The following is a 25,461-nucleotide window of genomic DNA, read 5'->3' as shown; positions in this document are numbered from 1 at the left end:
AAATGAGTTTCAATGAGGAAGTCGGGAACTTGGATGACAATCTGGGATGATCGAATTCTCGAATCCGTTAGAAAAGACGGGCCGAAACCAGTGGGTGAACTGGCTGAGAAAGATAGTGTGAGAATTTCGCATTCTTCTGTGTCTCGACGCTGCCAGAAGCTTGCAGAAAATGGCCTACTTCGGCCGATCGGGAATGGCGTCTATGCAATAACTGACGAAGGTGAGGCATATCTGGAGGGAGAATATGATGCCGAGAATGGCGTTTTCCTCAACGGAAACGGTGCTAACAACGGTCCTACTGCTAGCGAGACTACTGAGTCATAATGGATCGAAAGCCCGCCCGGTGGATGTGTACCCTTGACGAGCGAATTCTCGAGCATCTAGAAGAAGATTCGTGGTCGACACCGCGATTCATGTCGAAGAAGTTTCGCTTCAACGCATCACAGGGCCGGGTGGAGGAACGTTGTAGGAAGCTTACACAGGCGGGGCTGATTGCCCCGATCTATGAGGAAACGAATCTGTATGCGATCACAGGTGAGGGACGGCAGTATCTTGAAGGAGAGTTGGATGCGGCCCATCAGCCGCTTCCTTATCGGACGCAACTACGAAGGTAGGCTTTCCCGAGTGGAGTCACCTCCAGCTCGGCAAAGGACTCAGGTTCTCAGATGTGATTACGGATTTCAGAGAGTGCCGATTTCCGCAATCGGTACTCGTTCGGGTCGGAGACGATGATGAGTACCGTATCGGACAACATCATGTTGACCTTCGTACAGACTTCCCCCATGTAGCGGAAGTCGATATGGTCAACACTTGCATTCCCTCGACCCTCCTTCTTCAGGACCTCTCGAACCATTCGGCTTAGTTCGGAAGGTGTGAGTCCAGTTAGTGGGTCGTCAGGGTCTGCATGGTCGCCGACGTACAGGACGAAGGGTACGCCGTCGCTCTGGTGCGTCTTCGTCAGATAGCCATCCTCCTCGACCAGTTTGTTCAACATCTTCGTTCGGACGACGATTTCACTCTGGTCGTCAACGACTTGGGAGAGGTCCGTCTCGTCTATGGACTCCTCCAGGTCACGACGAGTGAATTCGTCCGTTCCCTGTGTGACTGCGATTGCTTTCAGTAGCCTCCGCCGAGTGTCCGAGGGGAGGTCATTCCAGTTTGTCAGCGTTGTACTTCTCGATTTCGTGGGTTTGCTCATTTGTTGAGTTGGTTAGCGTCGTAGTATACCTCACCCACTTGCCAAAAATGGCAAAGGTTAATATGATCCCTTGCTGAAATCCAGCACGGAACCTCAGACCCAGACCATCAGGCACGCGGGGACAACCTGCATCGCTTTGCTTTGGCAGGCCAGCGTTGCAGGTTTGCGTTGCGCCAAGTCGTCGTTCGTGTTGGTTTCGATGTCGCCTATTTGCCGTATACTAAGGCGCGCCCCGACTTGAATTGCGTGATGGTTTGAAGAACTAAACCATCTTATTCTACATCTGTAACATAATGGCCACGAGAATCGTCTATAGTCTTTTTTAGAACGACATCAAGAAAACCACTGAAAACAGCAAGACCATAGACTAATCCCTGTTATCAACAGGTTTTTATGTCTCTCTTTGACCCCGCACTATTTTATCCACGGCAACATGTCTTCCAGTACTCATGATGAATGTCTCCTTCAGGGTTCATATCATGCCTGTCGGTTATGAAACCGAACGGGTTTACGAATCAGCCAAGAAGTATAGTGCTGAGAAGGTCGTTCTCATCAAGCATGAGCAACCAGACGATCAAGCCGAGGAATGCGTTGATGAAGTAGAAAGGAAGCTAGAAAAATATGACATCGAATATGACTTCGCCCACTGCGACATTTTCGATCTATATGACTCAATAGGAACAATTGCTCAAACGATATCTGAACACGCCAATCACGATATCCATGTGAATCTATCCACAGGGAGCAAAGTAACAGCTATTGCTGGCATGATCGCGTGTATGGCAACTAACGCTAAACCGTACTATGTCAAGGCTGAGGACTATGGAGATCTCTCTGTTGCTACCGGTATTTCTGATATCAATGAACTCCCTGCATACCATATGGATACACCGCAAAAACAGCAAATACTAATCCTCGATCACTTGGCGTCAGAAGGACCACTAACGAAGATAGAGATAATTGAATTTGGCGAAGAACACGATCTTCCGTTTATTGCTAATCGTGATATTAGCGCTGACAAAGCAAAGTATGGACCATTAGAAGATTTGATAGGGCCAATTCTTGAGAGAGATTGGGCCAAGTCCCGGCGCATTGGACGAGAGAAACAAGTTCAAATCACGGAACGTGGCGAAGATACCCTGAAAGCATTTAGATATTTAATAGAATAACGGTCGATCTATAGCAAGGATGGGTAGGCAAAGGCGTCTAATTCCTTTGCAAGCTCCGTGGCTATCTCTTTTGCTTCCATCTTATTATCAGTACTAAACACAACCCGATATCCTTCTGAACAAGGAGTCACTCCTAAGGCACCCTCATATTCTTGTACAACTCCAAACCAGTCTTGTTCGGATCGTGGATCCACAGGTTGTGATTCGATAATGCACTCGTAGCCCGAACGTGATTCAACTATCTCACAGTGGCTTGGATATGCCATTCTCTCGCTTTCTACTGTCCACTTTTCCTTTTCCATGCTTTTTGCCATGTTGGTCAGTAACATAATCCTCTTATTTCAATCCAATGGGCAGAATGGTTCTCCACCGCTATCCCCACACCTCGCTTGCTTCCTCATTCAATTGCACCCCACTGTACTCGATGTAAGTATTCGCGCTCGATAGATCGGCATGCCCCATCGTCTGCCGGATGTACTGCGGCGTCGCTCCTTTCGAGGCGATGAGCGTTCCGTAGGTGTGCCGGAGCACGTGCGGCGTCACCTTCTTCTGTATCGCTGTCTCGTCGGCAACGCGCGTCACGCGGTGGTACACCGCCTGCCGGCCCACGCCCACGGCTTCGTTGCGCTTGAAGAACTCGCGGATCACTCGTAGCGTATCGGGGTCACGAACGGGTATCGTCCGCGCGGCGTGCTCGGTCTTGGGCGTCCATCCGTCCTGCTCGACGGGCACCCGGAGCTGTTCGTTCTGCCAGTCCATCCAGTCGCTCCGGAGCTGGGCGAACTCCCCAGCGCGGAGACCGGTGTGTACCAACGTCCGGATCGTGAAGTCGTGGTCAAGATCGAACGTCTCTGCGACGTCGAGCAGCTCGGTCAATTCGTCTTTCTCCAGCGGCTCTCGTTTCCAGGTCATTGTACGTCGGCGCCAGCGGTGTGTAAAACGGTCTACAAAGAAGGTTGGGATCGCGGGGTTTCGAGGGGATTCGGCGGGTTGCGTTTAACAGACTTGTAAGACTGTTAATTCTGCTTGGCGCCAATATAGGTCAACAGCAATGGAGCGCGCCCGATTTATCCAGGAAGTAGCAGAAACTGCATGCTAAATATAGAGGATATGATCAGCTGGGGGGTATAACCACAGTACGGAATCAAGAATCCAAGCGCTAGGAAGGACACACACTCAGGGGCCATACTAATAATATCTGTGAGAGTCACTCCGCAAAACGCAATTCATACAGCTTCTTATCGAGTATTTCATAAAAGCTCATACCCTTCCTTATTTGTTTAAGCTCGTAATCACTGATGACAATGATGGCAATTCCTTCATCCCGAAAGATATCTCGTACTCGTTTTGATGCGTCAGCACCAGTATCTCCTGATATCCCATTACGAGCAAAGAACACCCCGAGATCAAGCCCATGCTCATTCAACCGGTCTTTAAATACACGGATCTGATCAGATCCAACTGAGTCATTCCAGTTCTTACATTCAGCTAAAATAAACCGAGAATATTCGTCAAATATTGTCAAACTATCTGATCCTAGATACTCAACGATGACGTCAATCTCGCCTGTATGAGTTCTGAGCTTTCGATCGCGCTTCCGAAGAAAGGATATCCCTGAAAAAAGCAGCACTGCCAATCGCTCAAATGAATCGCCCTTCTCCACAGTTGAGTCTGCCTCATCTACCTCCCGGAGAGCTCGTATATACTCTACAGTATCGAGCTCGAAATACTCCGTTTGGATAGAGTTTGTTTCAGCACTCTTGATTGACGGAGCGATTTCTCGTGGAAGCTCCTCTGGCGCTCGCAATAGTTCCCAGATTTCTGTTGCGTCGGCCAGAGAGATCTCCCGCAGATCATAGTTCGAGACCCCCTCATCACAATAAACAACTAATGAGTAATTAGTCAAATATACAGAATAGGTCGGGTTAAAGGCATCAGTATATAATTCTAGCTGCTCAAAGAGGACATGATCATACAGTTCTATGTCCCCACTATACGGGAGTTCTTCTGAGTATTTTGCCTCAATTACTATATACGGTCTAGAAGAAGTGCTTCTTGCTACTCCTGCATCTGCCTGAGTGAATCGGAATACGTCTTCCTCCTCTGAGATCCTATCTTCATCCAAATGAGCAGGATCTACTTTGTACTGACCACCTAGCTCATAGAATATAATATCTGGTTCATACTGCAGAATATCTAGGAATTCTGATATATTCTGGTACATAAAGTCACTACCTGTTTCGTGATCCTGGTCCGGAAGTTCGCTTAGAAACTCAAAAAGCCTATCACGGGTCATGACTGCAGAGTTTTGTTCAAGTGTATTAAATCAACCTCAAACACAGGTCTTGCAAGATCGCGTTGTGCATTCAGCACGCACCTGCAAATATACTCAGTGAGCGATAGAAGTTCCAGCGTTAGATTCGCAGTTCTACTTTTCGGTGATAGCTCCCATGACTTCTACATACTTGTTAGACTGTAGATTGCTGAGATCAGGTATTATTCTGAGATAAGTCGTGCAACTATCTGGAGCGTAAACCCTACAATGAGTAGTCGAGCACCCAGTCCAACAATGATTTTGTTCTTTTTGTTATCTACTTCTTGGCGTACCTTTTCTATCGGAACACTATCAATAGAATCGTCTAGATACCAAGGTTCCAAACCTTGCTTTCTACGATTTTTCAAGACTGAGAGTAATGAAGTGTTTAAATAGACCCTAGATACATCTGGCTGGTCTGTATGTCCTCTTGGTATCATCCCCAAATTAATACGATTGAACTGTGGTAAAACATCTAGATCATGCACCAGAAGATCCTTTAGAGGGTCAAAGCCGTCATCCCACTTGTTAATTGGAGGTGCATTTTTGATCCAATTCACCTCCTCAAATTCCCCAGATAGAAGCCTATTTTCAGCTAAGGTCAGTTGATGAAGGTAATTCAGCCTACGCAATGGATACCCCATAATTGGTATCTTTGATAACCAAAGGTCCCCTGCTCCTATTCTCAGTAAACGGTTGTATAGTGGACGCCAATCCGCCGCTAAGACTAAAACAGCACCCGATAAGTCGAGAAGGAGACCTAATAATCCGATCCAAGTAGGATTAGCCATTTACCTCCTTTCTTCTTAACACGAATAGATATACATTCTCACTTATCCTGGACTTTGTGAGATAGAATTACGGTGCCGTCCGACCACAACGCGTCGAAATGTGTCACAAGGTGACCGAGAATCGGGCCATGGGCACGGAACACTCTCATTAAGAACAGCGAGTCAGAATGTGAATCGAAACTCCCTGTGATCCATTATCGAATCGATCGTGTCCTCACGGAGGTTGTCTCCGGCCCCCTTAATGCGTTGAGCACCTGGTGGGAATTCCCACCCGTTCCGCTTGTAGACGGCCAGGTAGTCGATTTCATCAGAACAGAACGTTTTCGAATTCGCATATTGAGTACCGGGACGGCGGAGTTGGACTGCTGTTTGACGAATCCGTTGTCGGATATAGTGGAGAAGTCGCTCTGGCGTATCAAGGACTTCTGCAAGAATCTGTAGATCGTAAATATCGCAGACGTACGGGACTGGTGTGATCTCCAGTATCTTCGCGAAGTCCCGTGTTGCGATCGATCCATACGATTCCCCAAGAACAAGCCACCGACGAGCATCCTCAAAGGACGCGGGATCTAAATCGATCGTCGTCCCAGTCGATGTCCTGATTTGTGTGATTTGGCCGGATTGAACGCCGGCAACCAATCGATCAGCCTGATGGTATGCGTTCCCGATCCCCCGTTCGACGTCTTCCTTAATCGTGTCGACACCACCGAAGTTTCCCTTACGAGTCTCAGCTCGGAGCTTCTTCCCCTTACATTCGATGATAAGTGGCTCGTCACCGTGGAGGATCAGGATATCACCCTCCACTTTCTCCCCATCGTACTCATAGGTGTAGTTCTGAATAATCTCGTCTTCTGTGAATACTTTCGAGAGACAATCTGTAGCCCACTCCTCAAGCCAGTCCCCAAACTGTAACTGAAATTCGCCTTGGTACTCTGAATCGATCAAGTCATAATAGAATGTGTTAGCGAGAGCATATAGAACGGTGCGGGGAAGCGGAAGCAGGTACTCATCATCAGATTGGACGAATGGTGCCTGCTCCAGTGGATTCACATCCACTGGCGTTCGAAAATTGGTGACGGTGCCCGGTTTGACCGTCAGTCGATTTATGAAGTTATTGAAACGTGGGCTGTCGTCGCACCAGTCTACAAGGGTCTCTTCGGACGCCCACACCGCCTCGTCAGTAAGATCGATTGCCTTCTGAGGAAAGTCTAGAAGCGAAGGAGAATACCTCGCAACTTCCGAATCCCGTCCTTCGAATCGCGGTGTAATCCAATCCGTGAGTTCACGCGTATAGTATACAGCATCCTCGATGGAAAAGCCGAGAAGCTCTTCCATCTTCTCCTCCCACGGTTTGTATGCCCGGTACGCTTTTTCAAGCATCTGAAAGCCATCTGCGTGGCGAAGCGTCGTGAGTTCACGCCATACCATTCCGAAGTACGGATCTGCCATTGGTGAGACAAGAGGGAGGTGTGAACTTCCCTGGCGAGCGTACCAATTTTTGAGTTCAAGAAGATGTGTCGCGATTTGCTTGAACGTCTGTGGATCGTTCGTTTCAGTATTCGTCCGGAGAGTAATACCGACGCCGAACTGGACAAGTCGTGGTGGGAGCCCTGGATCCTGCTCCGGTGAGATTTCTAAACCAGTCGGATTTGACGCTGCGCGGCTCCGATCTGCTTGGCGTAACAGCCGCATCCGAAGGAGATTGTGGACATAGAACTGCGTTAGTGTTCGGTGAGTCCCATTCGCGCGGATCGTCCGAAGGAGCGAAGAGAGAATCTTGTCGTGGTCGGTATGAGCGAGAGAGTGATTGCCCCGCTGGAGCTTTTCATCTAGGTTATGGACCTCTGAGGGGTCAAGATGATTTGGAGAGTTCGGAAAAGGTGGGTCCCCATTCATGCCATTCTTGAATAGCGGTTGAGACGGTATTCGGATAAAACAACGTATTGTATTCTCACCAAACAAGCGATTATTTGACAAATATTTTATAGGGCATCGTCAGTCAGTCAGTTCTATCGAATGATCGTAACGCAGTATATTTCAACTCTGAAAAGCGACATCAAATGTTTATTCGGTCCCACTCAAGCGGTAACAGTAAATTCTCTATAGCCAGAACAAGCTGAGCCTTGTAGTATGATGAGTCGTAGGTTTGGTGGTTGAATCAGCCATTCTCAAGATTTGTGGTTTGGGTTCAGATGCCGCTTTCCTACAGAATTGTAGGACTGTAACACTTATTGCTGTTCACCTCTCGAAAGTCGGAGCGCTCAATCCTCGGAAGAGATTTCACGTCGCTTTTTGCATTCTCCACAGAAATTAGAGGGAAGCTCGGACTCCGAATCTACAACCTTTGACGCGGTGAATTGATCTTCAATAGCATATTTATCGGCCCACCCACATCGGGTTTCTTGAGCGAAATGCCACATCTGATCGTCCTTCCGCTTGATTATCATAGCTACCAGCTACATATTAGGTCCCCATGATAGTTACGTAAGCAGATCTCTTTTGCTTGGACTATCCTCACTATCGCCACCTTCCCAAAGCATATATTATATGCTATGATTTTGGGTAGTAGAATCATGAATCCTGGCTCCAAATTATCATATGATGACTCTCAGTTTCGAGATTTAAACGACTATCCCAGCGAAAACACTCTCACTGTGAATTTAACTCATCAACAGCTAAATCGTCTAAATCCTCCATTTGGTAGATTGGTTGCAATATCTCCATCACGATATGAAGAAGGAGCGAACACATCATCTAATAAACCAGATGGCTATGACATAAAACTAGAGACTGCTAAAGAGATCGTCTTCCAACACAAGTCTCCAGACAATACCGTAGTCCGAGACGGTAAACAGTGGCTCAATTATAAAATTGACATGGATCAATTGAGAATTCTCTTCCACAGATATAACCCCCGAGAAGCCTTCTATGCGCTTCCGGCGACACCACAACACAAACAAATCCAAGAAGGGCTTGACCGAACTATATTTGTTGATATTTGTGCCGTCTACGCAAAATACCTTGAACAAGGAGAAGAAGTCTCCCGGATTTATGTGGAGTATTGTCCAGGCTCATCTACGATACCTGATGTGAAAACCAAGTTCAATACTACAAAGAGGGAAATGGACGGATATCCCTACCGAGATTTAAGATCGTCTAATAGAATCTATGAAGAGGCAATCACATGGAAGCCAATCGAAAAGAAGCTTAAAAGTTGCAAACTGGGACTTCCGATTCGGGGAATTCCTCCAGAGACATACCCGTATTATGAATCCGATAGGAGCCTTCCGGGGTTTGCAAATCAGCAACTTGAGCAATTCAATCCAGCGTATCGAGAACATCTAAAGAACAGCTACGCACTTGATCAATATGCTAAGAATGAGGATTACCGAGAAGAGATGCTTGATTGGCTACTGACTTCTCTACGAATTCAAGCAGATATTGCTCATCAACAAGATTGGTATTTAGATACACTGAATATCGATCTTTCTAGCGATCGAGTTTTAGATTTGATCAGAAGAGATCTTGATAGTATATCTAGCAAACAAAAAGCTCCATCCAACTATCTCAATAGAACGCGGAGGCATATTCTGGAGAAGGGTGATCGCTCCACGACGATTAGTGTTTGAGATTTGAAAACACAAATGATTGACCCCTCGTAACAACTCGCTTCCGCTGAAAATCCATCTTAAAATGCCAGCAAATCCATTCGACGTTGGTGAGACGTACGATAGAGTTGAAGATATCCATCAGCAGTTCGGCGGGAATAGGTACAGCGGAATTGCTCCCTGTGCTGACTACCCCTATGTGTTCATCTTCTTCGGAGAATCCGGTGAGTGGCACGGCTACGATGACGAATTACTAGATGATGGACGATTCTTCTATACGGGTGAGGGACGCGACGGCGACATGACGATGGACGGGGGCAACGCGGCGATTCGAGATCATGCAGCGAACGGTGACGAGCTGCATGTATTCGAGAGCAGGGAGGGGGCCTGGGAAGTCTCCTACGTGGGCCAGTATGAGTACAAGGATCACAAGCACCCACGCCTCCCAGATCGAAACGGCAACATGCGCGATGCTATTCGATTCGAGCTCGTCCCAGCGGGAGGGCAAGATATCGACGTCGGTGCTCGAAGTCTCGACAATCTCTCGACTGAAGAACTCTACGAGCGCGCTGAGCAGAGCGTTTCTGGAGAACGACGCCCGGCTGAGGGTTCGAGTTCCCGAACTGTTTACCAGCGGTCGGAAGTCGTGAAAGAGTACGCCCTCGACGCCGCTGACGGAGTTTGCCAAGGGTGCGGGGACGATGCTCCCTTCCACGACGAGAACGGAGAGCCGTTCCTGGAGGTCCACCACCTACGTCGACGAAGTGACGGGGGTGCCGACCATCCTGATAACGTCATCGCGCTCTGTCCGAACTGCCACCGGCGAGTACATCACGGAGAAGACGGCGACGAGTTCAACCAGGATTTGATCGAGAAAGTAGAATCCCGAACCTAGCTCTGTTCAGAAGATTGCCGAAATATCGATCTTCGCTTGTTGCGTATCGCGGTGGTCACCACCGCCGTGCCACCGAATTAACGGGAGATCGCCCGCGCGGACCATCTTGTCGTCGAGCACGGTACAGCCCGAGCGTCCGTGTGGCCGATACACGACGAAACAGTACCAGCCGTCAGCCTGCCGGAGCCGGTCGTGGTACTGCCGATAGATCTTGAAGTTACCGGGCTGGCCGTCGGCGTGCTCGACCATCGTGCTCTTGATCTCGACCGGCGTTCCGTTCTGGAATCGTGCGTCGTGCCAGCTCGCCCGGTCGAGATCGAACCGGCGCTTCTTCGCCATTCGCTTCTCGCAGATCGTCCCGAAGTGGTTCGCTCGCTTCGACCGATTCACTCGGACCACGCGCATCGCGCGCTGTTATATATAATCCTCCGCTGGCCACTCGCTCGCGCGCCCATCGCAATCGTACGACGACCGTCTGGGAGTCGAGCGGCGTATGGGCTACTAAAGGGGGGTCGATTGCGATTTACAGCTTTACACCGTCGCGCCCTCATGCGATTGCGGCCTCCACGCTGGAAACCCACTCGCGCTTCTCGCCGCCTTCGTCGTACTCGTTCAACCAGTTGTTGACGGTAGTGTGGCTGTAGGGCACGAACTCGGCAGTTTCACGCGGCGACATTCCCTGTTCGCGACAGGCCTGCATCGTCCACATCGCGACGCGTTTCACGTCCGTATCGTCGATTCCCGTATCTGCTGTCTCCTCGCCCGACGGCGCTTCCCAGGACCACTCGCTGGCCTCCTTTGTCGCCATGCTCCAATCGGTCTGGGGGATGCCACGGAGTGGGCGTGACTCGACGTCGACGAGCTTCCCGTTCGAGATTCGATCGGCGACGATCGCCTCCTTCTTCGACGTCTTCTTGATGATCGTGCCGACGCGCCAGAGCATCGGGTGGATCGAGCTCTCGTCGTGGCCGATGTAGATGAGTGCGCCGCCGTACTTGCGGATCTTGAACACCAGCGGCCCCATCAGCTTCCGGACCTTGTGGCCGTCCTCGCCGGTGCCGCTGCCGTGCGACGAGAACTCGTCACCGATGAACAGCTTCGGCTGCTGGGGATTTTCGACGGGATTCCCGTCCTGCTGGACCCACTCAGTCAGCAGTGGGTAGTTCGGGATGTATCCGTCGTCGACTGTTCCATCCTCACGCACCCACTCGTCGTTCCTCGAGAGCGTCCGAATGTTGCTCCCGACGAGTAGATCCTGGTCGACAACGTGCGCACGGAGCTGGCCCAACAGCCCAGCGAAGTCGGACTTGCCGGCGCCCATCTCGCCCAAGACTACGATCACCGGCGCCGGTCCATCGACGATCTGCTCCAGGCGCATCTTCGCTTTTAGTCCCGCGAGGTCAGCCTCCTGCGAGGGATCACCGATGTAGTGCTTGAGGGTGAGCGAGTCGCCGTTTTCGAGTGCCTGCCGGGCCGTGTGACCTCCTTCGGCCCGGAGAATATCGAGGTTCTTCTGTACCCCGAGGTAGTCCGCCGGCGCTTTCGATGTCCACCGGTCGGGATCATGGTGGAGCGCCCGGACGGTCATCTGCCGGTCAAGTTGTTCGTCGCGCACGAACCCTGAGTGCGGAAGTACCTCGTCGGGATCACGCGCGAGATTGTCGCTCTGGTACTCGCGGAATCCGCCAACCGTGTAGTTGTCCTGTTCGTCACTCATCGGTTCCTCCGTCAGTGGTGGCAGGCGGCTGCACACCGTGTTCGTCGGCGTATTCGTTGGCGTACTGTTCGATGTCCTGTATCTCGTCGTTCTCGGCTTGCTCGGCGTTCTTCTTTGCCGCCTCGAACCGATCACTCACGGCTGTCCGCGGGTTCATCTGACCGCGCTCGTCGGCCTCGGCTTCTTCGTTGATCACGTCGGATTGGATCTGCAGCCCCATCTTGGAGATTCGACCGCGGAGCCGGTTCAGGTCCAAGTACGCCTCGACGAGATCGCCGTGGACGTCTTCGAGCATCGCCTTACAGGTGACGAGTTTCGAGTCGGCCATCTGGCTCATGTAGCAACCCCGGACGGCGAGCGTCCCGACGTCTTCGTGCCAGTCGAACTCCCGAACTTCGTAGGCGTCGCCGTTGTTGCAGAGGTATGGGCTTGGGCCGTCGACGGTCTTCTGTGACCAGACTTCCGGTGCGACGTAGTACTTCTCGCGCTCGTCAGTCCGGCCGTTGATGTGGTAGACCGTCACCATGTTCCGGTTCCGTAGTGCCCGCGCGCCCGTGACGAACAGTCCGAGCAGCGGCGGTCCGAGTAGTAGCAGTGCCGCGAAGATCCCACCGGCAATCGGTGGGATACCCGGTAGCGACGGCTTGAACCAGACGATCAGGATGCCGACCGAAACGGCCAGCCCCGCCGCAAGGAGCTGGCCCTCTGCCAGCAGGTAGGTGATGCGGTCGGACCACCCGCCGAAGGTGCCGCTGGTGTCGCTCATGCTTCGATCACCCCGGAGTTCTCCGAGCGGACCACGTACCACGCCGAGACAGCCGCCAGCGCGATCGTCATCAAGACGCCGGTGAATAGCCCGGACTCCCCACCAAACGTTGTCAGTGGATTCTGTTGGGTTTCCTCGTCGGTCCCGATCGAGACGTACGCGCCGGTGCCCTGGTCCATACTCGCCGGGGTCGTGATCCCGACCGCGGCGCCGTCCCGATCGCTGACCGGCACGACGACCGTCGAGCGGCCTTCACCGACGACCTGCTCGACGTAGTTGAACTGGCCGCTTCCCTCACTCCACGTCCCTGCCTCTGTGATCGACACCGAGGTCGGTTCATCCGCTTCGAATTCGAGCGTGAATTGGCCGGCGGTGTACGACCAATCGACGAGTCGGACGTTCGGGCCGACCGTCTCTTCGTAGTCCGCGCCCGCCTCGACTGCGCTTCCGTTCGTCGTGTTCTCCTGTGCGAGCGCGCCGCCCGCGCCCATGCCCATCGCCAGAGCCATCGCTACAACCAGCGACAGCGCGAAAAAGAGCCGGCGCATGGTCAGTTCCCCGGCAGCAGGTTGGTCACGGCAGCGCCGACTGCGATGATCGCCCCGCCGATGATCGCCAGCCCGGCGAGCGGGCTCCCGGTCCCGAGGTCGAAGTCGTCGGGGATGAGCGGTCCGCCACTGCCGCCCTCGTTGATCACGTTGATCGTCTGGTTGCGAGCGTCTTCCTGGGCCGTGTTTAGGTCTTCGAGGTTGTCGACGACTTCTTGCCAGTCGTAGTCCGGCGTGGACACGTCGCGGGCGTTCATCGTCAGCGTGTCCGATCCGTCGGCCGTCGCGACGATCTTGAACGGCTGGACCAGCTCGGAGTAGGTGCCGGTGTCGTCGTCCTGCTCGCCGTCGAGCCCGCCGTCGCTCGTATTTCCGTCCGTGGTGTTCCCGTCCGTCGTATTGCCGTCCGTCGTGTTCCCGCCGTCACTGTCTGGGGAGTCCTCGGTCGACACGTCGTTTTCCCAGTGGGCGAAGAAGATCCCGCCCTCTTGGTCTTCGGGGTCGATCACTTCGCCAACGGGGAAGCCACCTTCGGGCGGGTTCGTCGCGCCGAGGTAGCCGGGTGCCTGGATCGGATTCCCGTTCAGGTCGGTCTGTTCGGGGAACTCCAACAGAACGTCGGTCTCGTTGTTGACGGGGATGCCCATCCCGCGAAGTTGGAGCGCCGCCTCTGCCGGATTCGAGGCGTTGGCCGCCGAATCCTGGAGTGCCGACGGCCCGACCATATCCTCGCGGTCCCACTGGTTGGGGTTATCTCGCATCTCGACGTAGTTGCTGTTGGCCCAGGCTTCGACGCCGTCGAGCGAGTTCTGGCGCTCGGTCTCGATCGTATCGAGCACGTTCAGGTAGCGCGTGTGCATCAGCACATGCGCGTTCGGGTGGTCGCTCACGTCCTCGACCTGATCCTCGTTCACGTCGAAGTGCGCCGGGTTCGGCGGGTAGAACCGCAGCCCGAGGTACACGTCGTTCGGCCCCGCGCCGGTATCGCTCGTGGCAGTCCAGATCTCTGGGGGACTGTACTCAGACGAGCTTTGATCCTCGGGGAACTCAAACCCGCCGTCCATGCGGTTGCCAACGGAGTTCCAGAGGCTGTAGTCGTCGTAGGTCTCCCAGTTGGTCCCGCCGCTGTACGGCGTTGTCAGGTCATTCGGCAGTTTTGCGACGAAGAGCCCATCCGGCGCCATCGGCTCGAAATCGTTCGGCCCCATGCCCTCCACGTCGACCGACTCCTCGTAGGTGCTGATCGTGTAGGTGTTGTCGACGCCCACCCAGACGCCATTTTGCTCGATCTTCCCCGAGAACGGGCATTCGGGGATCATGGAGTACGCGATGCTCCCGTCGTCGGTTGAGATATCCGTCGGGAGGCCGTTCAGGTGGTTGTACCAATTGCGAACGGCCAGCACGTTCTGCTCGAAGTGGGTGAGCATCTGCTGGAGGATCTTGTCCCACTCGTCGCGCACGACTTGCTTGGCAGCTGCAGTCGCATCCGTTCGAGAGGCGCCGTTCTCGGCCTGATTGAACAGTTCGAGCAGGCCATCTTCCATCGCAACGCGACTGTACAGGTTCGCTTGGTTCTCAACGCCAGTGAGCGCGCGCTTTTCCATCTGCTCGAAGTCGTACGCTCGACGGTAGATCTCCAGACGCTGCTGGTACTCGTACTTCTCCTTGAACGAACTCTCGTCGCCCCAGGGCGCGAGCGAGGCGATGCCGTCGATCGCCTTCCCAGAGAAGTACGCGAGCGAACCCATCCCGTAGCCGAAGTTCCCCACCGCGGCCATGTACTCCGAGTCCGGATCGGTGTAGTTACCCGTCCGGTTCCGTGCCGAGGCCGTCCCTGCGAGCGCTGCCGTGGCGCCTGCCGCACCGAGTCCGCGTAGTACGTCACGCCGGCAGACTTCGCAGTTCAGGCGTGGGCTGTGGCCGTCATCAGTCGCCACTCAAATCACCCCCGCACCGGCAGCGGTCAGTCCGGCGATCCCGGCGAGCGCGGTTGCCGCGCCAGAGAAGGCGAGGAACGCAATGGTCTCCGGGTGCGTCTGTTCCAGTTCGTCCGAAATATGAATGCTCATTGTGTTGAGTCTCCGTTTTCCGCGGTTACTTGTAGGCGATAATCCAGAAGCCGGCGCCGTTGAGCATCACCATGAACACGCCGAGGTACCAGGCCGCGCTGACCGCAACAGCGACGGCGGGCACGAGCGCGCTCAGGATGTTCAGAATCACCATCAGGAGCACGATCACGAACTCCATGTCGGTCAGATCCTCGCGAGTGGTCTGGCCATTGGTGATCCAGGCGACGAAGATCACCGCCATCGTCACGACGAACGCCCAGGTGATCTCGGTGCCGTGGGCGGCGTACAGCGCGTCGTTGAACGACCAGTTGTACGGGAAGGTCCCGGTGGTGAGGTTGAACAGCCCCGTGAGCGCGATCGTCGCCATCACGAAGATCGGCGCGAGGATGCTGTCGGTCAGATCGATGCCGTCCTCCCGGCGCACGCCGGCAGGGATCATGTTCTCCGGTAGGTTCAGTGCCATAAGGCGCCGCCGGTGTGTAAAATCGAGCTACAAAAAATCGCAGGTTCGGCCGCTGAAAGTGGCCTATTGCGGCGGTGCGGTCTGCCGGAGATGCCGGTCCTGGCACCCCGACGTACACTCGGGGCAGTTCCATACTCGCCCGTCATTGTCGCCACAGACGCGCGCGAATCGATCGGAGACGTGGGCTCCGCAGCTCTGGCAGTACGTCATCGGACGGTCACCCACGGATCGTTAATTGGGTCACCACCCCACGCGAGATACCCACGGCGTTCGAGACGCTTGAGCACGCGCCGACTGACGCTCTCAGAGGGGATGTTCGTCTCACGGGCGACGATGCTCTTTGCCTCGCGTACCGGAACCGACCGCCCGGCACCTGCCTTCCGAAGCGCCGCGTAGCCTTTCGCCAGCGTTTCATCGTCGGTCGGCGGCTGCCGGCTCTCGTCAGGGTCAGGAGCGTTGACGACGCTCCGCATGTAGCGCCGAATGTCCTTGCTTCGATCCGTCTCTCGGTCCTCCAGCGCCTCGTCGTACTCTTCGAGGAGGCTCTCGGGCACCCGAATGGTGACTCGACTCGTCGCGTCAGTCGGGCTTTCCATCCGACTCACGCCGACCACCTCTCTCGCATGACGCAAACAGCCCGTGTCATACGCGACGAAACCCCGGTACTGCGAACGATTTTCGTGTAAACCGAGAGTACGTAGGACACCCCTCCCTGGGTCGCTGGGAGACTCACGCGCTCGCCCGTGCCCGTGCGCGGGACTGGACATGCCTGCCGCTCTCGGCGGTAGGTGTTCATCGCCCACCTCCGATGGACAGCCACCAAGGCGGTGAGACGTGCGTCTCTCCGGTGTCGAGATCGACGACTGCGAGATCCGACCGGACCCAGCGCCACCAGCACGACGCGACATGAGCGCACCAGCCGCGGTAGCGGTAGCCCTCGCAGTCGCACTCGGCGCGTAGCGCGCCGTCGTAGATGGCGAACAGTACGCGGTGGGGTTTGCCTCCCCCGAGCAACACGACGCGCTCAGCGGGCGAGACGGGGCCGCCAGCATCGCGCTCCCGCTGAGCGCGTTCCCACGACGATGTAAACGTCCAGTCGTCGGGGAACCTGAGTCGGGACGGCTCACCGAGCTGGCGTTCGATCGACGCCGCCGCTTGCTCGACGCCGAGACTCATTCGTCACCACGCCCGCAGTCGGGGCCATTCTCGCAGACGCGGCGAGCGATGCCGCCGCGCGACGTCGTGGTGGTCATCCGCCCGCCGCAGCGTGGACAGAACCGGCTCATGCCGGCCCTCCGTCTGCTATGAGATTCGCGGGACGGCGAAGGGGTGCGATTTGAAACGTGTTCAGTTCACGATTTTCGGCTCTCTGGAAGGGCCGGAAATCGCAGGGCGGCACGCTATTCGCTGTCTGTTCGAAAACGACTGCGGAGAAGATCCGCCCTCCCCGATTTGAACGGGGGACAAGTCGATCTACAGTCGACTGCTCTACCAGTCTGAGCTAAGGGCGGGCACGCGATTTCAACTAAAACCGCAACCGGACTTAAGGGTTATTATCCGACGGCTCCGTGCGAGCCGTCCACAGCCCGGTGACAGACACGCGTCAGACAGCGTACGAACATTGAAATAGCAGGATGACGGACAAATTAACGAACGGGGCCATGAGCAAAATCACGTTCCGCGCCGACGACGACCTCGTCGAGGAACTCGAGACGTTCGAGACGTCTAAGAGCGAGGTGATGCGCCGGGCGCTCCGCGAGTATCTGGAGGCGTCGGACAGCGCCGACGAGTCGACCGACGCTACCGCCACCGTGTCGGAGTCCGAGGATGCGGGCCGAGCCGAGAGCTTCGACGATCTCCTCGCGGCACGCGTCGACGAGTTAGTCGAACGGCGGGTCGACGCCGCGCTCGACGAGCGACTCGGCGCTGGTCACGCGGGCGCGAGCGGGAACGGTCCCCAAGATGTCAACGTCAACGTGACGGTCGAGGATTCGCGCGGCGCCGCCGTCGAGGACGCCGACGACGAGTGTAAGACACGGGCGTCTGCCGACGCGCGCACGGCCGAGGACGAGCGCCTATCCGACCCGAACGCCGACGACGCGCGCGGTCAGACGTGCGGACAGTGCGGCGAGACGGTCGACGGCGACCACGTCTACTGCCCGAACTGCGGCGAGAAGGCGACGCGTCGCGTGTTCTGCGAGTGCGGCGACGAGCTCCGATCGGACTGGGCGTTTTGTCCGGGCTGCGGTCGTCGGACGGCAGCCGCGGACGTGCTCGACTCGGCGTAAACGTTGCGGAGCGGTTGCGAGACAGTTGTTTACTGGCGCGTTTTACGTCCGGCGTTACCTTTATTACGTATGCCCAAGAGGCTATAATCGCGTAAGACGGTCGTCTTACACGCGGGAGGCGAGGGCGTGTGCCCGGAAGAACGGGTCGTGCGGGGCCAACGGCGCGGTGCGTGCGAGTCCCACACGCTGTGGCCGTCTTACCCAAGGGGAATACAAACCATGGAGCGTGTGACACTGCGAATTCCGAAACAGCAGATCGAAGCCGTCGAACAGATGGTCGACACCGGACAGTACCCGAACCGCAGCGAGGCGATTCGGGCCGCCGTCCGCGAGATGATCGACGAGCAGGAAGCCAGTCGCGAGAGCTCGAGCAAGCGCGGCCTGGCGAAGGTGTAACAATGCAGGATATCGTTCAGGAGGCGCTGGAGAACGCCGAGGAAGAGCAGCGGGACATGGAGGCGATCGCGGACAGCGACGACGAGTTCGGCGATCCGCGGATCGTGATCGTCGGCTGCGGCGGGGCCGGTAACAACACCGTAAACCGCCTGTACAACATCGGCGTCGACGGCGCCGAGACGATCGCGATCAACACCGACAAGCAGCACCTCAAGATGATCGAAGCCGACACGAAGATCCTCGTCGGCAAGTCCCTGACCAACGGGCTCGGTGCGGGCGGCGACCCCTCGATGGGTGAGCGCGCGACCGAGATGGCACAGGGCACGATCAAGGACGTGCTGGGCAACGCCGACCTCGTGTTCGTCACCGCTGGGATGGGCGGTGGGACGGGCACGGGCGCGGCGCCGGTCGTTTCGAGCATCGCCAAAGAGCAGGGCGCGATCGTGGTCGGCATGGTCTCGACGCCGTTCAACGTCGAGCGCGCACGCACGGTCAAGGCCGAGGAGGGCCTTGAGAAGCTGCGCGACGAGGCCGACTCGATCATCGTGCTCGACAACAACCGCCTGCTCGAGTACGTCCCGAACCTGCCGATCGGCAAGGCGTTCTCGGTGATGGACCAGATCATCGCCGAGACGGTCAAGGGAATCTCCGAGACGATCACCCAGCCGAGCCTGATCAACCTCGACTACGCCGACATGACGACGATCATGAACCAGGGCGGCGTCGCGGTGATGCTGGTCGGTGAGACGCAGGACAAGAACAAGACCGAGGAGGTCGTCAAGGACGCGATGAACCACCCGCTACTGGACGTCGACTACCGCGGCGCCTCGGGCGGGCTGGTCCACATCACCGGCGGCCCCGACCTCACGCTGAAGGAGGCCGAGGGCATCGCCGACAACATCACCGAGCGGCTGGAGGCCAGCGCCAACGTCATCTGGGGCGCCCGCATCCAGGAGGAGTACAAGGGCAAGGTGCGGGTCATGGCGATCATGACCGGCGTCCAGAGCGCCCAGGTGCTGGGCCCGACGACCCAGAAGCAGGCCGAGAAGTCCAAGCAGAGTATGCAGGGCGTCGAGGAAGCGTCGTTCGACGCCAGCGAGAACGTCGGCGAGTTCTCGGACAACCAGGGCGGCTCGGGCGGCAAGGCCTTCGGCGCCCAGAGCGACGGCGGCAAACGCGAGGTCGAGAAGAAGAACGGCCTCGACGTGATCCGGTAACCTGCCGACGGCCGGCCTTTCTATGGACGCTCGATCTTCCGTAGCGACGCCGCGGCGTCCAGACCGCCGGCGAAGCCTGGACTCGCGAGGGTTTCGGACGGTTTTTGTCCGCCGGCACCGTACGACGGAGCCGAGACCACCGTGACCCGAACGCTCGAAGCTCTGCTCAGCCGAGGACGCCGGATCGCCGCGACCGTGGTCGCCGGAGCGCTCGCGTACGCAACCCCGGCGCTTGCTCACACGGGCCACACCGGAGAGTCGGCCGAGAGCGGCGGCGCGGCGTCCCCGCTACCGATCGCGGCGGTCGTCGTCGGCGTCATCGTCATCGCGACGAGCCTGTATCTGGATTCGGTCGGTGACGTCCCGCGGAAGGCCGCCGACGCCGGCGTGTTCGTCGGCATCGCGTTCGCTGCGGTCGGCGCGACGGCGTTTTTCTGGGGACACGGTATCTGAAGATCATCGAAACTGGCGACAAAACGAAGTCGAAGCGGCGTCTCGACGCCGCTGTGTGGCGTCTACACCGCCGCGAGCGACTCCAGCAGCGCGCACTTCCGGCACTTGTCGCGAGTCGTCGTCGCACCGCACTCCTCGCACTCGCCGAGGTCGGCTTCCTGATCGGTGCCCTCGTATTCGTCGGCGACGATGCCGGCGAGCTCCTCGTAGCCCGCCATGATCGAGTGGCGAGTACCGGGATGGTTCTCCTCTAATTTCAGAAGGAGTTCCTGAATCTCGCCGCGGTAGGCCTCGCTGGAGTGGGGACACTCCGTGATGTGGGCCGGGAGGTCGGCGAGGTGGGCGTACAGCGCGACTTCCTTCTCGGGGACGTCCCGCAGGGGCTTGGCGCGGGGGACGAACTCCTCTGTTTCGGTCCGCGATCGCGAGCGCTGCCCGCTCTCGCTGTCCGAATCGCTTTGGGCCTCGCTGTCGTCGAAGGGACCGAGCGACGCGTCGAAGTGCTTGGCGATCTGGGAGACGTCGCCCTCCAGGAAGTTCATCAGCGCGGTCTGGGCCTCGTCGTCTAAGTTGTGGCCCGTCAGCAGCTTGTCGGCACCCAGCTCCTCGGCGTACTTCGAGAGCAGGTCGCGGCGGAACACGCCGCAGTACGCGCAGGCGGCCATGTTCTCGGGATCGTCCTCGACGACGTCGTCCATCCGGACGCCGAACTCCTCCTCGTAGCTGACGAGTTCGTGTTGCATCTCCAGATCCTCGGCGAGCTCCTCGCAGGCCGACACGCTCTCGTCGCGGTACCCCTCGATCCCCTCGTGGATCGTCAGCGCGATCATCTCGATCCGGGGGTCCTCGGCGAACGTCTCGTCGAGAATGTGGGTGAGCACGACGCTGTCCTTGCCGCCCGAGAGCCCGATCACCCACGTCTCGGGGTCCTCGGGCGTCGCCGACCGCGGGACGAGATCGTCCTCGCGGACCCGCCGGCGGACGCGGCGCTCGACCGACTCGCGCAGATGCTCCTCGCAGAGGTGCGAGCCGGAGTAGGCCGCGTGCATCACCGCCTCGCGGCCGCACTTGGTACACTCCATCGGCGGGACGTAGCCGCGGGACGTCCATCACGGTTTCGTCTCGGGCGCGCGCGAGCGGGTCGCCCGAACCGCCCGATTCGCGGTGACGGCGGCGTCGGGACGCCACAGCGGCGGCGTCGCGCCGCGACGGCAATGGCGCCAGGACGCCACAGCAACACCGGCATCACGCCACGGCGATAACGGCGTCACGACGCCGCGGCAGCCGCGGCGTCAGTCCCGGTCGAGCCCGCTCGCCCCTTCGCGCACCGCGGCGAGCACGTCGTCGATCCGATCCTCGCGCGAGGACGAAGAAAACAGCTCGTGGCCGCCGTCGTACAGCCGGACGCGCTCCGCGGGCATCCGTTCGCCGATCGCGCGCGTGCTAACGACGCGATCCCGCAGGGAACAGAACACGACGGCGTCGTCGTCGATCGGCGGCAGCTCCCGGTGAGCGCGGCGCGTCTCGCGCAGGAACGTCGGGGCGGCGTCGGGCCCTTCGTCGAGCTGGCGATCGGTCGTCAGGTCGCCGAGCAGCTCGCGGTCGTCGATGCTGCCGGGCAGGATCGGCCGCGAGATCGGCAGCTTCGCGAGGATGTCCAGCAGCGGGCCGTCGCGTCCCGGCGGCTCGCCCCACCACGGGCTGAGATACGTGCGCGTCGTCGGGGCAGTGGTCGACGCCGCCGCAGCGACGTAGGGGCCGATCAGCCCGCCGGTGCTGTGGCCGAGCAGGCGCCACTCGTCGAGGTCGGCGACGTAGCGCTCGATCGGGCGGACGTACTCGCGCTCGAAGTCGGTGATCGCGTCGGGAATCCGAAACGCGTGGACGCGATGGGTCTCGGCGAGTTCGTCGAGCAGCCAGCGGACGTTCTCGTGGTCCAGTCGATTCCCCCAGCCGAGCACGACGACGAGATCGTCACCGTCGCCGAGCGTCTCGCGGTGCATGACGCCGGGTTCGGGGCCGAAAGACAAAAAAGTGAGAGGACGCCCCGAAAGCGACGGATCAGTTCCCGTCGTGCTCGAGCGAGCGCATCAGCTCGTAGACGTTCGAGCGCTCCTGGGCGAGCGCGGCCGGGTGGGCGCCGACGGCGACGATCAGGTCGCCCTCGTGGGTGAGCGTCGTGACGTGAACGTACAGCTCGACGGTCTCGCCGTCCATCGACGCCTCGGTCCGGAACGTCGAGACCTCGACCTCGTTGGTGAGGATCACCTCGTCGCGGCTCTCGACGTACTCCAGCTGGTCGAGGCCCTCGTACTGGCCGCTGAGTTGGCTGCGGAACCGGTCGAGCAGTTCCTTGTGGGACATCTCGTTGACGGGGTTGAACGTCCGTCCCAGGATCTTGATCGCCGGCGTCGAGACGGCCGCGAAGCGGGCGGCCTCCTGCTGTTGGCCCTGGATCGAGAGCGCTTTCTCGTAGGTGGCGATCCAGTTGGTGGCGACGACCGTCCGACTGACGCCGGCGACCTCGAACGACTCCTCGATCGTCTCCTCTTGGGTCTCGGCGTGCTGGTAGCCGGTCGCTTCGAGCCCGTCGTCGCTCGCGCTCGCCTTCGTGGCCGTGTACTCCGCGCGGTCGTTGGTGACCAACTTCAGACAGCCGGCCGAGGCGGCCAGCAGGCCGACCGGAACGGCGGCCAGAAACTCGCGTCGGTTTTGCATGCACGTAGCAAGCCGGTCAGCGACTAAAGACCTTCTGGCACGCAAAGGTCGCTATTCGGCAATCGAACGGAACGAGCCGGGCGTTCGCGGCCGGAGAGCGATTCGACCGCGTCGCCCCACGTTTCGATGCGTTTGCGCCCGTTTTTTATGAGATGCCCGTCAAGGGAGCACAACAATGACGCGAGTATCCTACGACATCGTCGTCGTGGGCGGCGGCACCGCGGGCGCGTTCGCGGCGGCGACGGCGGCCCAGGAAGGGGTCGACGTCGTCCTCGTCGAGCGCAAGTCCGAGGAGGAAGCCGGCCACATCGCCTGCGGCGACGCCATCAAGGGCAAGAGCACGTTCCCGGACGTGATCGACCGGCAGTATCTCAAAGAGGAGTCGTTCAGCAACCGGAACATCCGGAAGGCTCGCTTCGAGAACCCGCGGAGCGGCGAGGTTCTGGACATTCCCTTCGGCGAGAAAGGCGCGGTTCTCGACCGGAAGCGCTACGGCGAAGTGCTGCTGGAGGAGACCGAGCGCGTCGGCGCGGACATGCACTACGACACGGTCGTCAAAGACGTCACGCAGGACGACGAGGGGAGAGTGACCGGGATCGAGGCGATCCGGAAGGGCGACACCCAGACCTACGAGGCCGACGTCGTGATCGACGCCGCCGGCGCGCTCTCCTTGCTACAGGACAAGGCCGATCTCGCGGACGCCACGTTCGACGAGAACGTGAACTACTCGCAGTTCTGCTCGGCCTACCGCGAAGTCGTCGACGTGCAGGAGCCCGTCGAGTGGGACGACGCCATCGTGTTCAAGCCGACCGAGGAGCTGGGCTACCTCTGGTACTTCCCGCGGACCGACACCGAGATCAACGCCGGCCTGGGCTTCCAGATGAACAAAGAGCCCATGGAACTGGTCGACGTGCTCAAAGACGACCTCGAAAGTCGCGCGGAGTTCCAGGGCGCCGAAGTCAAGGACAAACTCGGCGCCGCGCTGCCCACCCGACGCCCCTACGACTCGGCGACGGCGCCCGGCTTCGTCGCCGTGGGGGACGCCGCTGCTCACGTCAACCCCACCACCGGCGGCGGCATCCCCGGCGCCGCGAAGGCCGGCCACTGGGCCGCTCTCGAAGCCGTCGACGCCATCGGCGACGGCGACGTCGGCGAGGACGCGCTGTGGGAGTACAACCACAAGGTGATGACCGACTTCGGCAAGCGCTTCGCCGCGATGGATCTGTACAACATCTTCGGCGGCGCCCACGAGGTCGACGAACTCGTCGACGTGCTCACGGCGCTGCCCGGCCAGCAGATCATCGACGCCCTCGGGAAGGAGGGAACGGCGTCGATGGGGCTGGGCCTGAAGCTGCGGACGGTGTTCAAGACGCGCGGCCACTGGGACGTGCTCTACGAGCTCTACAAGATCAGCAAGAAGGCTTCGGAGCTCAAAGCCGTGTACGACGACTACCCGACGTCGCCCGACGGGTTCGACGCCTGGCGCTCGCGCCGGGACGCGATCATGGACGACGTCTACGAGATCACCGGCGCCGATCCGAAGTACTGAGCGGACCGTCGTCGAGGCGATTTCGCCGTGCTAGCGTACCCCATCGAGAATCGCTCGCCCGTTCCCAAACCCCTAACCGGTCGAACGTCCCAGTAACCAGTATGTCACAGCAACTGCCCGACAGCGACCAGTGTCCGCGCGCCAACGGGATGCCGATGCTCGGTCTGGGAACGTGGGAGAACACGGATCCCGACGACTGCATCGAGAGCGTGCAGGTCGCCCTGGAGTCGGGCTACCGACACATCGACACCGCGCAGGCCTACGGCAACGAGCACGAGGTCGGCGAGGGGATCGCCCGCGCCGACGTCGATCGGGACGACGTGTTCCTCGCGACGAAGGTCTGGCTCGACAACCTCGCGTACGACGACGTGATCGACACGACGTCGGCGAGCCTGGATCGGCTCGGCACCGACTACGTCGACCTGCTGTACGTCCACTGGCCGTCGCGGACGTACGACGCCGAAGACACGCTGGAGGCGTTCGACGAACTCGAGGAGCGCGGCTGGATCAACCGGGTCGGCGTCAGCAACTTCGAGCCCGAACACATGGAGGAGGCCGTCGACATTCTGGACGCGCCGCTGTTCGCCAACCAGGTCGAGTGTCACCCGATGCTCCCCCAGGAGGAGGTCCGCTCGAAGGCCGAAGAGCTCGACATCGAGGTCGTCGGCTACTCGCCGCTGGCCCGCGGCGAGGTGTTCGACAACGACACGCTGACCGACATCGCCGAGGACCGCGACGTCAGCGCGGCCCAGGTCAGTCTGGCGTGGCTGCGCCAGAAGGGCGTCACCCCGATCCCGAAGGCCACCGGCCGCGACCACGTCGAGGACAACTGGCGGTCGCTGAACCTGACGCTCGACGACGAGGAGATCGAGCGCATCGACGCCATCGACGAGCGCGGGCGACGCGTCGACCCGAGTTTCGGCCCCTGGAACTGAGCGCCCCCTCCTTCTCGCATCTCATTCCGGAATCGGGGGAAATATTTGCTCGACGGCGATCGAACGATCGTATGGCGAGCGTCGTGCCCGTGATTGGCGTCCGCGGTCCGGTACTATTCGTACTGCTGTTGCTGTTGGTCATCTCGGTCGGACTGGCGTACTGGGTGTACGTCGATGCTCGCTTCCGGGACGACGAGTACGCGGCTAGCTGGGCGATCACCGTGTTCCTGACGTCGCTGTTCTACCTGTTCCCGGGACTCGTCGTGATCGGCCTGTATCGGGAAGTCCGAGCGTAGCACGGCCGCCGGGATCGTTGCGAGTTGCGCTCGGATGGTAGGCGGAAGGTTGAAAGTGACACACCACTCTG

At 58.4% G+C, this 25,461-nt stretch carries 31 protein-coding genes and 1 tRNA gene; 12 read left to right on the top strand and 20 right to left on the bottom strand.

Annotated elements, in window-relative coordinates:
* Nucleotides 1–12: 12 nt before the first annotated feature.
* Both NO931_RS13135 and NO931_RS20980 read left to right on the top strand, forming a co-directional pair.
* The gene (locus NO931_RS13135) at nt 13–324 is read left to right on the top strand and encodes a winged helix-turn-helix domain-containing protein (protein WP_375142057.1); all 312 of its coding nucleotides are present in this window, start codon (nt 13–15) and stop codon (nt 322–324) included.
* Entirely contained in the window at nt 324–614 is a 291-nt protein-coding gene (locus tag NO931_RS20980; protein WP_510629983.1) for a winged helix-turn-helix domain-containing protein, read from the top strand. The genes NO931_RS13135 and NO931_RS20980 overlap by 1 nt, the downstream gene beginning before the upstream one ends.
* A 47-nt stretch (nt 615–661) precedes the next feature.
* On the opposite strand, the gene NO931_RS13130 is transcribed toward NO931_RS20980, so the two are convergent.
* Nucleotides 662–1,198: a hypothetical protein gene (locus NO931_RS13130; RefSeq protein ID WP_256392787.1), complete on the bottom strand. Its 537-nt coding sequence runs from the start codon at nt 1,196–1,198 to the stop codon at nt 662–664.
* A 449-nt stretch (nt 1,199–1,647) separates the two neighbouring features.
* Between NO931_RS13130 and NO931_RS13125 the strand changes: the two genes are divergently transcribed.
* Nucleotides 1,648–2,367, top strand: a complete 720-nt coding sequence (locus NO931_RS13125; RefSeq protein ID WP_256392786.1) for an HFX_2341 family transcriptional regulator domain-containing protein — start codon at nt 1,648–1,650, stop codon at nt 2,365–2,367.
* Between the two features lie 8 nt (nt 2,368–2,375).
* On the opposite strand, the gene NO931_RS13120 is transcribed toward NO931_RS13125, so the two are convergent.
* The 5 genes from NO931_RS13120 to NO931_RS13100 form a co-directional block, all read right to left on the bottom strand.
* Nucleotides 2,376–2,669: a hypothetical protein gene (locus NO931_RS13120; protein ID WP_256392785.1), complete on the bottom strand. Its 294-nt coding sequence runs from the start codon at nt 2,667–2,669 to the stop codon at nt 2,376–2,378.
* A gap of 70 nt (nt 2,670–2,739) precedes the next feature.
* On the bottom strand, nt 2,740–3,279 hold the full coding sequence (locus NO931_RS13115; protein ID WP_256392784.1) for a tyrosine-type recombinase/integrase: 540 nt from the start codon (nt 3,277–3,279) through the stop codon (nt 2,740–2,742).
* A gap of 295 nt (nt 3,280–3,574) precedes the next feature.
* Complete coding sequence (locus NO931_RS13110) at nt 3,575–4,663, bottom strand: restriction endonuclease (protein ID WP_256392783.1); 1,089 nt, start codon at nt 4,661–4,663, stop codon at nt 3,575–3,577.
* Between the two features lie 200 nt (nt 4,664–4,863).
* Complete coding sequence (locus tag NO931_RS13105) at nt 4,864–5,472, bottom strand: hypothetical protein (RefSeq protein WP_256392782.1); 609 nt, start codon at nt 5,470–5,472, stop codon at nt 4,864–4,866.
* Between the two features lie 162 nt (nt 5,473–5,634).
* Complete coding sequence (locus NO931_RS13100; RefSeq protein ID WP_256392781.1) at nt 5,635–6,921, bottom strand: hypothetical protein; 1,287 nt, start codon at nt 6,919–6,921, stop codon at nt 5,635–5,637.
* 1,124 nt (nt 6,922–8,045) lie between these two features.
* Here NO931_RS13100 and NO931_RS13095 point away from each other — a divergent pair.
* Both NO931_RS13095 and NO931_RS13090 read left to right on the top strand, forming a co-directional pair.
* Nucleotides 8,046–9,101, top strand: a complete 1,056-nt coding sequence (locus tag NO931_RS13095; protein WP_256392780.1) for a hypothetical protein — start codon at nt 8,046–8,048, stop codon at nt 9,099–9,101.
* A gap of 64 nt (nt 9,102–9,165) precedes the next feature.
* Complete coding sequence (locus tag NO931_RS13090; protein WP_256392779.1) at nt 9,166–9,975, top strand: HNH endonuclease; 810 nt, start codon at nt 9,166–9,168, stop codon at nt 9,973–9,975.
* A 6-nt stretch (nt 9,976–9,981) separates the two neighbouring features.
* Here NO931_RS13090 and NO931_RS13085 read toward each other — a convergent pair whose 3' ends face one another.
* The 11 genes from NO931_RS13085 to NO931_RS13040 all read right to left on the bottom strand — a co-directional run bounded on the left by NO931_RS13085 (nt 9,982) and on the right by NO931_RS13040 (nt 17,049).
* Nucleotides 9,982–10,365, bottom strand: coding sequence for a PD-(D/E)XK family putative nuclease (locus tag NO931_RS13085; RefSeq protein WP_256392778.1), 384 nt, complete (start codon nt 10,363–10,365; stop codon nt 9,982–9,984).
* A 157-nt stretch (nt 10,366–10,522) separates the two neighbouring features.
* On the bottom strand, nt 10,523–11,692 hold the full coding sequence (locus tag NO931_RS13080; RefSeq protein ID WP_256392777.1) for a helix-turn-helix domain-containing protein: 1,170 nt from the start codon (nt 11,690–11,692) through the stop codon (nt 10,523–10,525).
* Nucleotides 11,685–12,458 carry a hypothetical protein gene (locus NO931_RS13075; protein ID WP_256392776.1) on the bottom strand — a complete coding sequence of 258 codons (774 nt, stop codon included), beginning with the start codon at nt 12,456–12,458 and terminating at the stop codon, nt 11,685–11,687. The genes NO931_RS13080 and NO931_RS13075 overlap by 8 nt, the downstream gene beginning before the upstream one ends.
* Nucleotides 12,455–13,006 (bottom strand): DUF8063 family protein, encoded by a 552-nt coding sequence (locus NO931_RS13070; RefSeq protein ID WP_256392775.1) that lies wholly within the window; start codon nt 13,004–13,006, stop codon nt 12,455–12,457. The genes NO931_RS13075 and NO931_RS13070 overlap by 4 nt, the downstream gene beginning before the upstream one ends.
* Nucleotides 13,007–13,008: 2 nt before the next feature.
* Entirely contained in the window at nt 13,009–14,943 is a 1,935-nt protein-coding gene (locus tag NO931_RS13065) for an Env/VP5 family phage fusion protein (RefSeq protein WP_256392774.1), read from the bottom strand.
* A complete protein-coding gene (locus NO931_RS13060; RefSeq protein WP_256392773.1) occupies nt 14,944–15,075 on the bottom strand; it encodes a hypothetical protein in 132 nt (43 codons plus the stop codon).
* Nucleotides 15,076–15,100: 25 nt separating this feature from the next.
* Nucleotides 15,101–15,538 (bottom strand): DUF8023 family protein, encoded by a 438-nt coding sequence (locus NO931_RS13055; protein WP_256392772.1) that lies wholly within the window; start codon nt 15,536–15,538, stop codon nt 15,101–15,103.
* A gap of 63 nt (nt 15,539–15,601) precedes the next feature.
* Nucleotides 15,602–15,748, bottom strand: a complete 147-nt coding sequence (locus NO931_RS20930; RefSeq protein ID WP_445668786.1) for a DUF7563 family protein — start codon at nt 15,746–15,748, stop codon at nt 15,602–15,604.
* On the bottom strand, nt 15,745–16,134 hold the full coding sequence (locus NO931_RS13050) for a hypothetical protein (protein WP_256392771.1): 390 nt from the start codon (nt 16,132–16,134) through the stop codon (nt 15,745–15,747). Before NO931_RS13050 ends, NO931_RS20930 begins: the two co-directional genes overlap by 4 nt.
* Nucleotides 16,135–16,330: 196 nt before the next feature.
* Complete coding sequence (locus NO931_RS13045) at nt 16,331–16,714, bottom strand: hypothetical protein (RefSeq protein ID WP_256392770.1); 384 nt, start codon at nt 16,712–16,714, stop codon at nt 16,331–16,333.
* A gap of 261 nt (nt 16,715–16,975) precedes the next feature.
* Nucleotides 16,976–17,049, bottom strand: a tRNA-Tyr gene (locus tag NO931_RS13040).
* 150 nt (nt 17,050–17,199) lie between these two features.
* Between NO931_RS13040 and NO931_RS13035 the strand changes: the two genes are divergently transcribed.
* The 4 genes from NO931_RS13035 (at nt 17,200) to NO931_RS13020 (ending at nt 19,892) form a co-directional block, all read left to right on the top strand.
* Complete coding sequence (locus NO931_RS13035; RefSeq protein WP_256392769.1) at nt 17,200–17,826, top strand: double zinc ribbon domain-containing protein; 627 nt, start codon at nt 17,200–17,202, stop codon at nt 17,824–17,826.
* A gap of 219 nt (nt 17,827–18,045) precedes the next feature.
* Nucleotides 18,046–18,222, top strand: coding sequence for a transcriptional regulator CdrS (gene cdrS, locus NO931_RS13030; protein ID WP_256392768.1), 177 nt, complete (start codon nt 18,046–18,048; stop codon nt 18,220–18,222).
* A gap of 2 nt (nt 18,223–18,224) precedes the next feature.
* The gene (gene ftsZ / locus NO931_RS13025; protein ID WP_256392767.1) at nt 18,225–19,439 is read left to right on the top strand and encodes a cell division protein FtsZ; all 1,215 of its coding nucleotides are present in this window, start codon (nt 18,225–18,227) and stop codon (nt 19,437–19,439) included.
* A gap of 141 nt (nt 19,440–19,580) precedes the next feature.
* Complete coding sequence (locus NO931_RS13020) at nt 19,581–19,892, top strand: hypothetical protein (protein WP_256392766.1); 312 nt, start codon at nt 19,581–19,583, stop codon at nt 19,890–19,892.
* Between the two features lie 62 nt (nt 19,893–19,954).
* Here NO931_RS13020 and ncsA read toward each other — a convergent pair whose 3' ends face one another.
* The 3 genes from ncsA to NO931_RS13005 all read right to left on the bottom strand — a co-directional run bounded on the left by ncsA (nt 19,955) and on the right by NO931_RS13005 (nt 22,610).
* Nucleotides 19,955–20,974: a tRNA 2-thiolation protein NcsA gene (gene ncsA / locus NO931_RS13015; protein WP_256392765.1), complete on the bottom strand. Its 1,020-nt coding sequence runs from the start codon at nt 20,972–20,974 to the stop codon at nt 19,955–19,957.
* 210 nt (nt 20,975–21,184) lie between these two features.
* A complete protein-coding gene (locus tag NO931_RS13010; RefSeq protein ID WP_256392764.1) occupies nt 21,185–21,895 on the bottom strand; it encodes an alpha/beta fold hydrolase in 711 nt (236 codons plus the stop codon).
* 58 nt (nt 21,896–21,953) lie between these two features.
* Complete coding sequence (locus NO931_RS13005; RefSeq protein WP_256392763.1) at nt 21,954–22,610, bottom strand: DUF6517 family protein; 657 nt, start codon at nt 22,608–22,610, stop codon at nt 21,954–21,956.
* Between the two features lie 175 nt (nt 22,611–22,785).
* Between NO931_RS13005 and NO931_RS13000 the strand changes: the two genes are divergently transcribed.
* The 3 genes from NO931_RS13000 (at nt 22,786) to NO931_RS12990 (ending at nt 25,390) form a co-directional block, all read left to right on the top strand.
* Nucleotides 22,786–24,159: a geranylgeranyl reductase family protein gene (locus NO931_RS13000; protein ID WP_256392762.1), complete on the top strand. Its 1,374-nt coding sequence runs from the start codon at nt 22,786–22,788 to the stop codon at nt 24,157–24,159.
* Nucleotides 24,160–24,260: 101 nt separating this feature from the next.
* Nucleotides 24,261–25,094: an aldo/keto reductase gene (locus tag NO931_RS12995; RefSeq protein WP_375142056.1), complete on the top strand. Its 834-nt coding sequence runs from the start codon at nt 24,261–24,263 to the stop codon at nt 25,092–25,094.
* Between the two features lie 71 nt (nt 25,095–25,165).
* A complete protein-coding gene (locus NO931_RS12990; protein WP_256392761.1) occupies nt 25,166–25,390 on the top strand; it encodes a hypothetical protein in 225 nt (74 codons plus the stop codon).
* Nucleotides 25,391–25,461 lie beyond the last annotated feature (71 nt).

Source organism: Natronoarchaeum rubrum, from assembly GCF_024494695.1.
Note: the sequence above shows the minus strand (reverse complement) of the source record. Positions and strands in the feature narration are given on the sequence as shown.

Excerpts from the sequence above, each read along its gene's own strand:
- NO931_RS13070 (WP_256392775.1), bottom strand. The coding sequence starts at position 13,006 with ATGCGCCGGCTCTTTTTCGCGCTGTCGCTGGTTGTAGCGATGGCTCTG.
- ncsA (WP_256392765.1), bottom strand. The coding sequence starts at position 20,974 with ATGGAGTGTACCAAGTGCGGCCGCGAGGCGGTGATGCACGCGGCCTAC.
- NO931_RS13095 (WP_256392780.1), top strand. The coding sequence starts at position 8,046 with ATGAATCCTGGCTCCAAATTATCATATGATGACTCTCAGTTTCGAGAT.
- NO931_RS13060 (WP_256392773.1), bottom strand. The coding sequence starts at position 15,075 with ATGAGCATTCATATTTCGGACGAACTGGAACAGACGCACCCGGAGACC.
- NO931_RS13045 (WP_256392770.1), bottom strand. The coding sequence starts at position 16,714 with ATGAGTCTCGGCGTCGAGCAAGCGGCGGCGTCGATCGAACGCCAGCTC.
- NO931_RS20930 (WP_445668786.1), bottom strand. The coding sequence starts at position 15,748 with ATGACGTACTGCCAGAGCTGCGGAGCCCACGTCTCCGATCGATTCGCG.
- NO931_RS13000 (WP_256392762.1), top strand. The coding sequence starts at position 22,786 with ATGACGCGAGTATCCTACGACATCGTCGTCGTGGGCGGCGGCACCGCG.
- NO931_RS13035 (WP_256392769.1), top strand. The coding sequence starts at position 17,200 with ATGAGCAAAATCACGTTCCGCGCCGACGACGACCTCGTCGAGGAACTC.
- NO931_RS13075 (WP_256392776.1), bottom strand. The coding sequence starts at position 12,458 with ATGAGCGACACCAGCGGCACCTTCGGCGGGTGGTCCGACCGCATCACC.
- NO931_RS13110 (WP_256392783.1), bottom strand. The coding sequence starts at position 4,663 with ATGACCCGTGATAGGCTTTTTGAGTTTCTAAGCGAACTTCCGGACCAG.
- NO931_RS12990 (WP_256392761.1), top strand. The coding sequence starts at position 25,166 with ATGGCGAGCGTCGTGCCCGTGATTGGCGTCCGCGGTCCGGTACTATTC.
- NO931_RS13050 (WP_256392771.1), bottom strand. The coding sequence starts at position 16,134 with ATGGAAAGCCCGACTGACGCGACGAGTCGAGTCACCATTCGGGTGCCC.
- NO931_RS13010 (WP_256392764.1), bottom strand. The coding sequence starts at position 21,895 with ATGCACCGCGAGACGCTCGGCGACGGTGACGATCTCGTCGTCGTGCTC.
- NO931_RS13005 (WP_256392763.1), bottom strand. The coding sequence starts at position 22,610 with ATGCAAAACCGACGCGAGTTTCTGGCCGCCGTTCCGGTCGGCCTGCTG.
- NO931_RS13125 (WP_256392786.1), top strand. The coding sequence starts at position 1,648 with ATGATGAATGTCTCCTTCAGGGTTCATATCATGCCTGTCGGTTATGAA.
- NO931_RS13115 (WP_256392784.1), bottom strand. The coding sequence starts at position 3,279 with ATGACCTGGAAACGAGAGCCGCTGGAGAAAGACGAATTGACCGAGCTG.
- NO931_RS13090 (WP_256392779.1), top strand. The coding sequence starts at position 9,166 with ATGCCAGCAAATCCATTCGACGTTGGTGAGACGTACGATAGAGTTGAA.
- NO931_RS13080 (WP_256392777.1), bottom strand. The coding sequence starts at position 11,692 with ATGAGTGACGAACAGGACAACTACACGGTTGGCGGATTCCGCGAGTAC.
- NO931_RS12995 (WP_375142056.1), top strand. The coding sequence starts at position 24,261 with ATGTCACAGCAACTGCCCGACAGCGACCAGTGTCCGCGCGCCAACGGG.
- cdrS (WP_256392768.1), top strand. The coding sequence starts at position 18,046 with ATGGAGCGTGTGACACTGCGAATTCCGAAACAGCAGATCGAAGCCGTC.
- NO931_RS13100 (WP_256392781.1), bottom strand. The coding sequence starts at position 6,921 with ATGGCAGATCCGTACTTCGGAATGGTATGGCGTGAACTCACGACGCTT.
- NO931_RS13135 (WP_375142057.1), top strand. The coding sequence starts at position 13 with ATGAGGAAGTCGGGAACTTGGATGACAATCTGGGATGATCGAATTCTC.
- ftsZ (WP_256392767.1), top strand. The coding sequence starts at position 18,225 with ATGCAGGATATCGTTCAGGAGGCGCTGGAGAACGCCGAGGAAGAGCAG.
- NO931_RS13105 (WP_256392782.1), bottom strand. The coding sequence starts at position 5,472 with ATGGCTAATCCTACTTGGATCGGATTATTAGGTCTCCTTCTCGACTTA.
- NO931_RS20980 (WP_510629983.1), top strand. The coding sequence starts at position 324 with ATGGATCGAAAGCCCGCCCGGTGGATGTGTACCCTTGACGAGCGAATT.
- NO931_RS13055 (WP_256392772.1), bottom strand. The coding sequence starts at position 15,538 with ATGGCACTGAACCTACCGGAGAACATGATCCCTGCCGGCGTGCGCCGG.
- NO931_RS13120 (WP_256392785.1), bottom strand. The coding sequence starts at position 2,669 with ATGGAAAAGGAAAAGTGGACAGTAGAAAGCGAGAGAATGGCATATCCA.
- NO931_RS13130 (WP_256392787.1), bottom strand. The coding sequence starts at position 1,198 with ATGAGCAAACCCACGAAATCGAGAAGTACAACGCTGACAAACTGGAAT.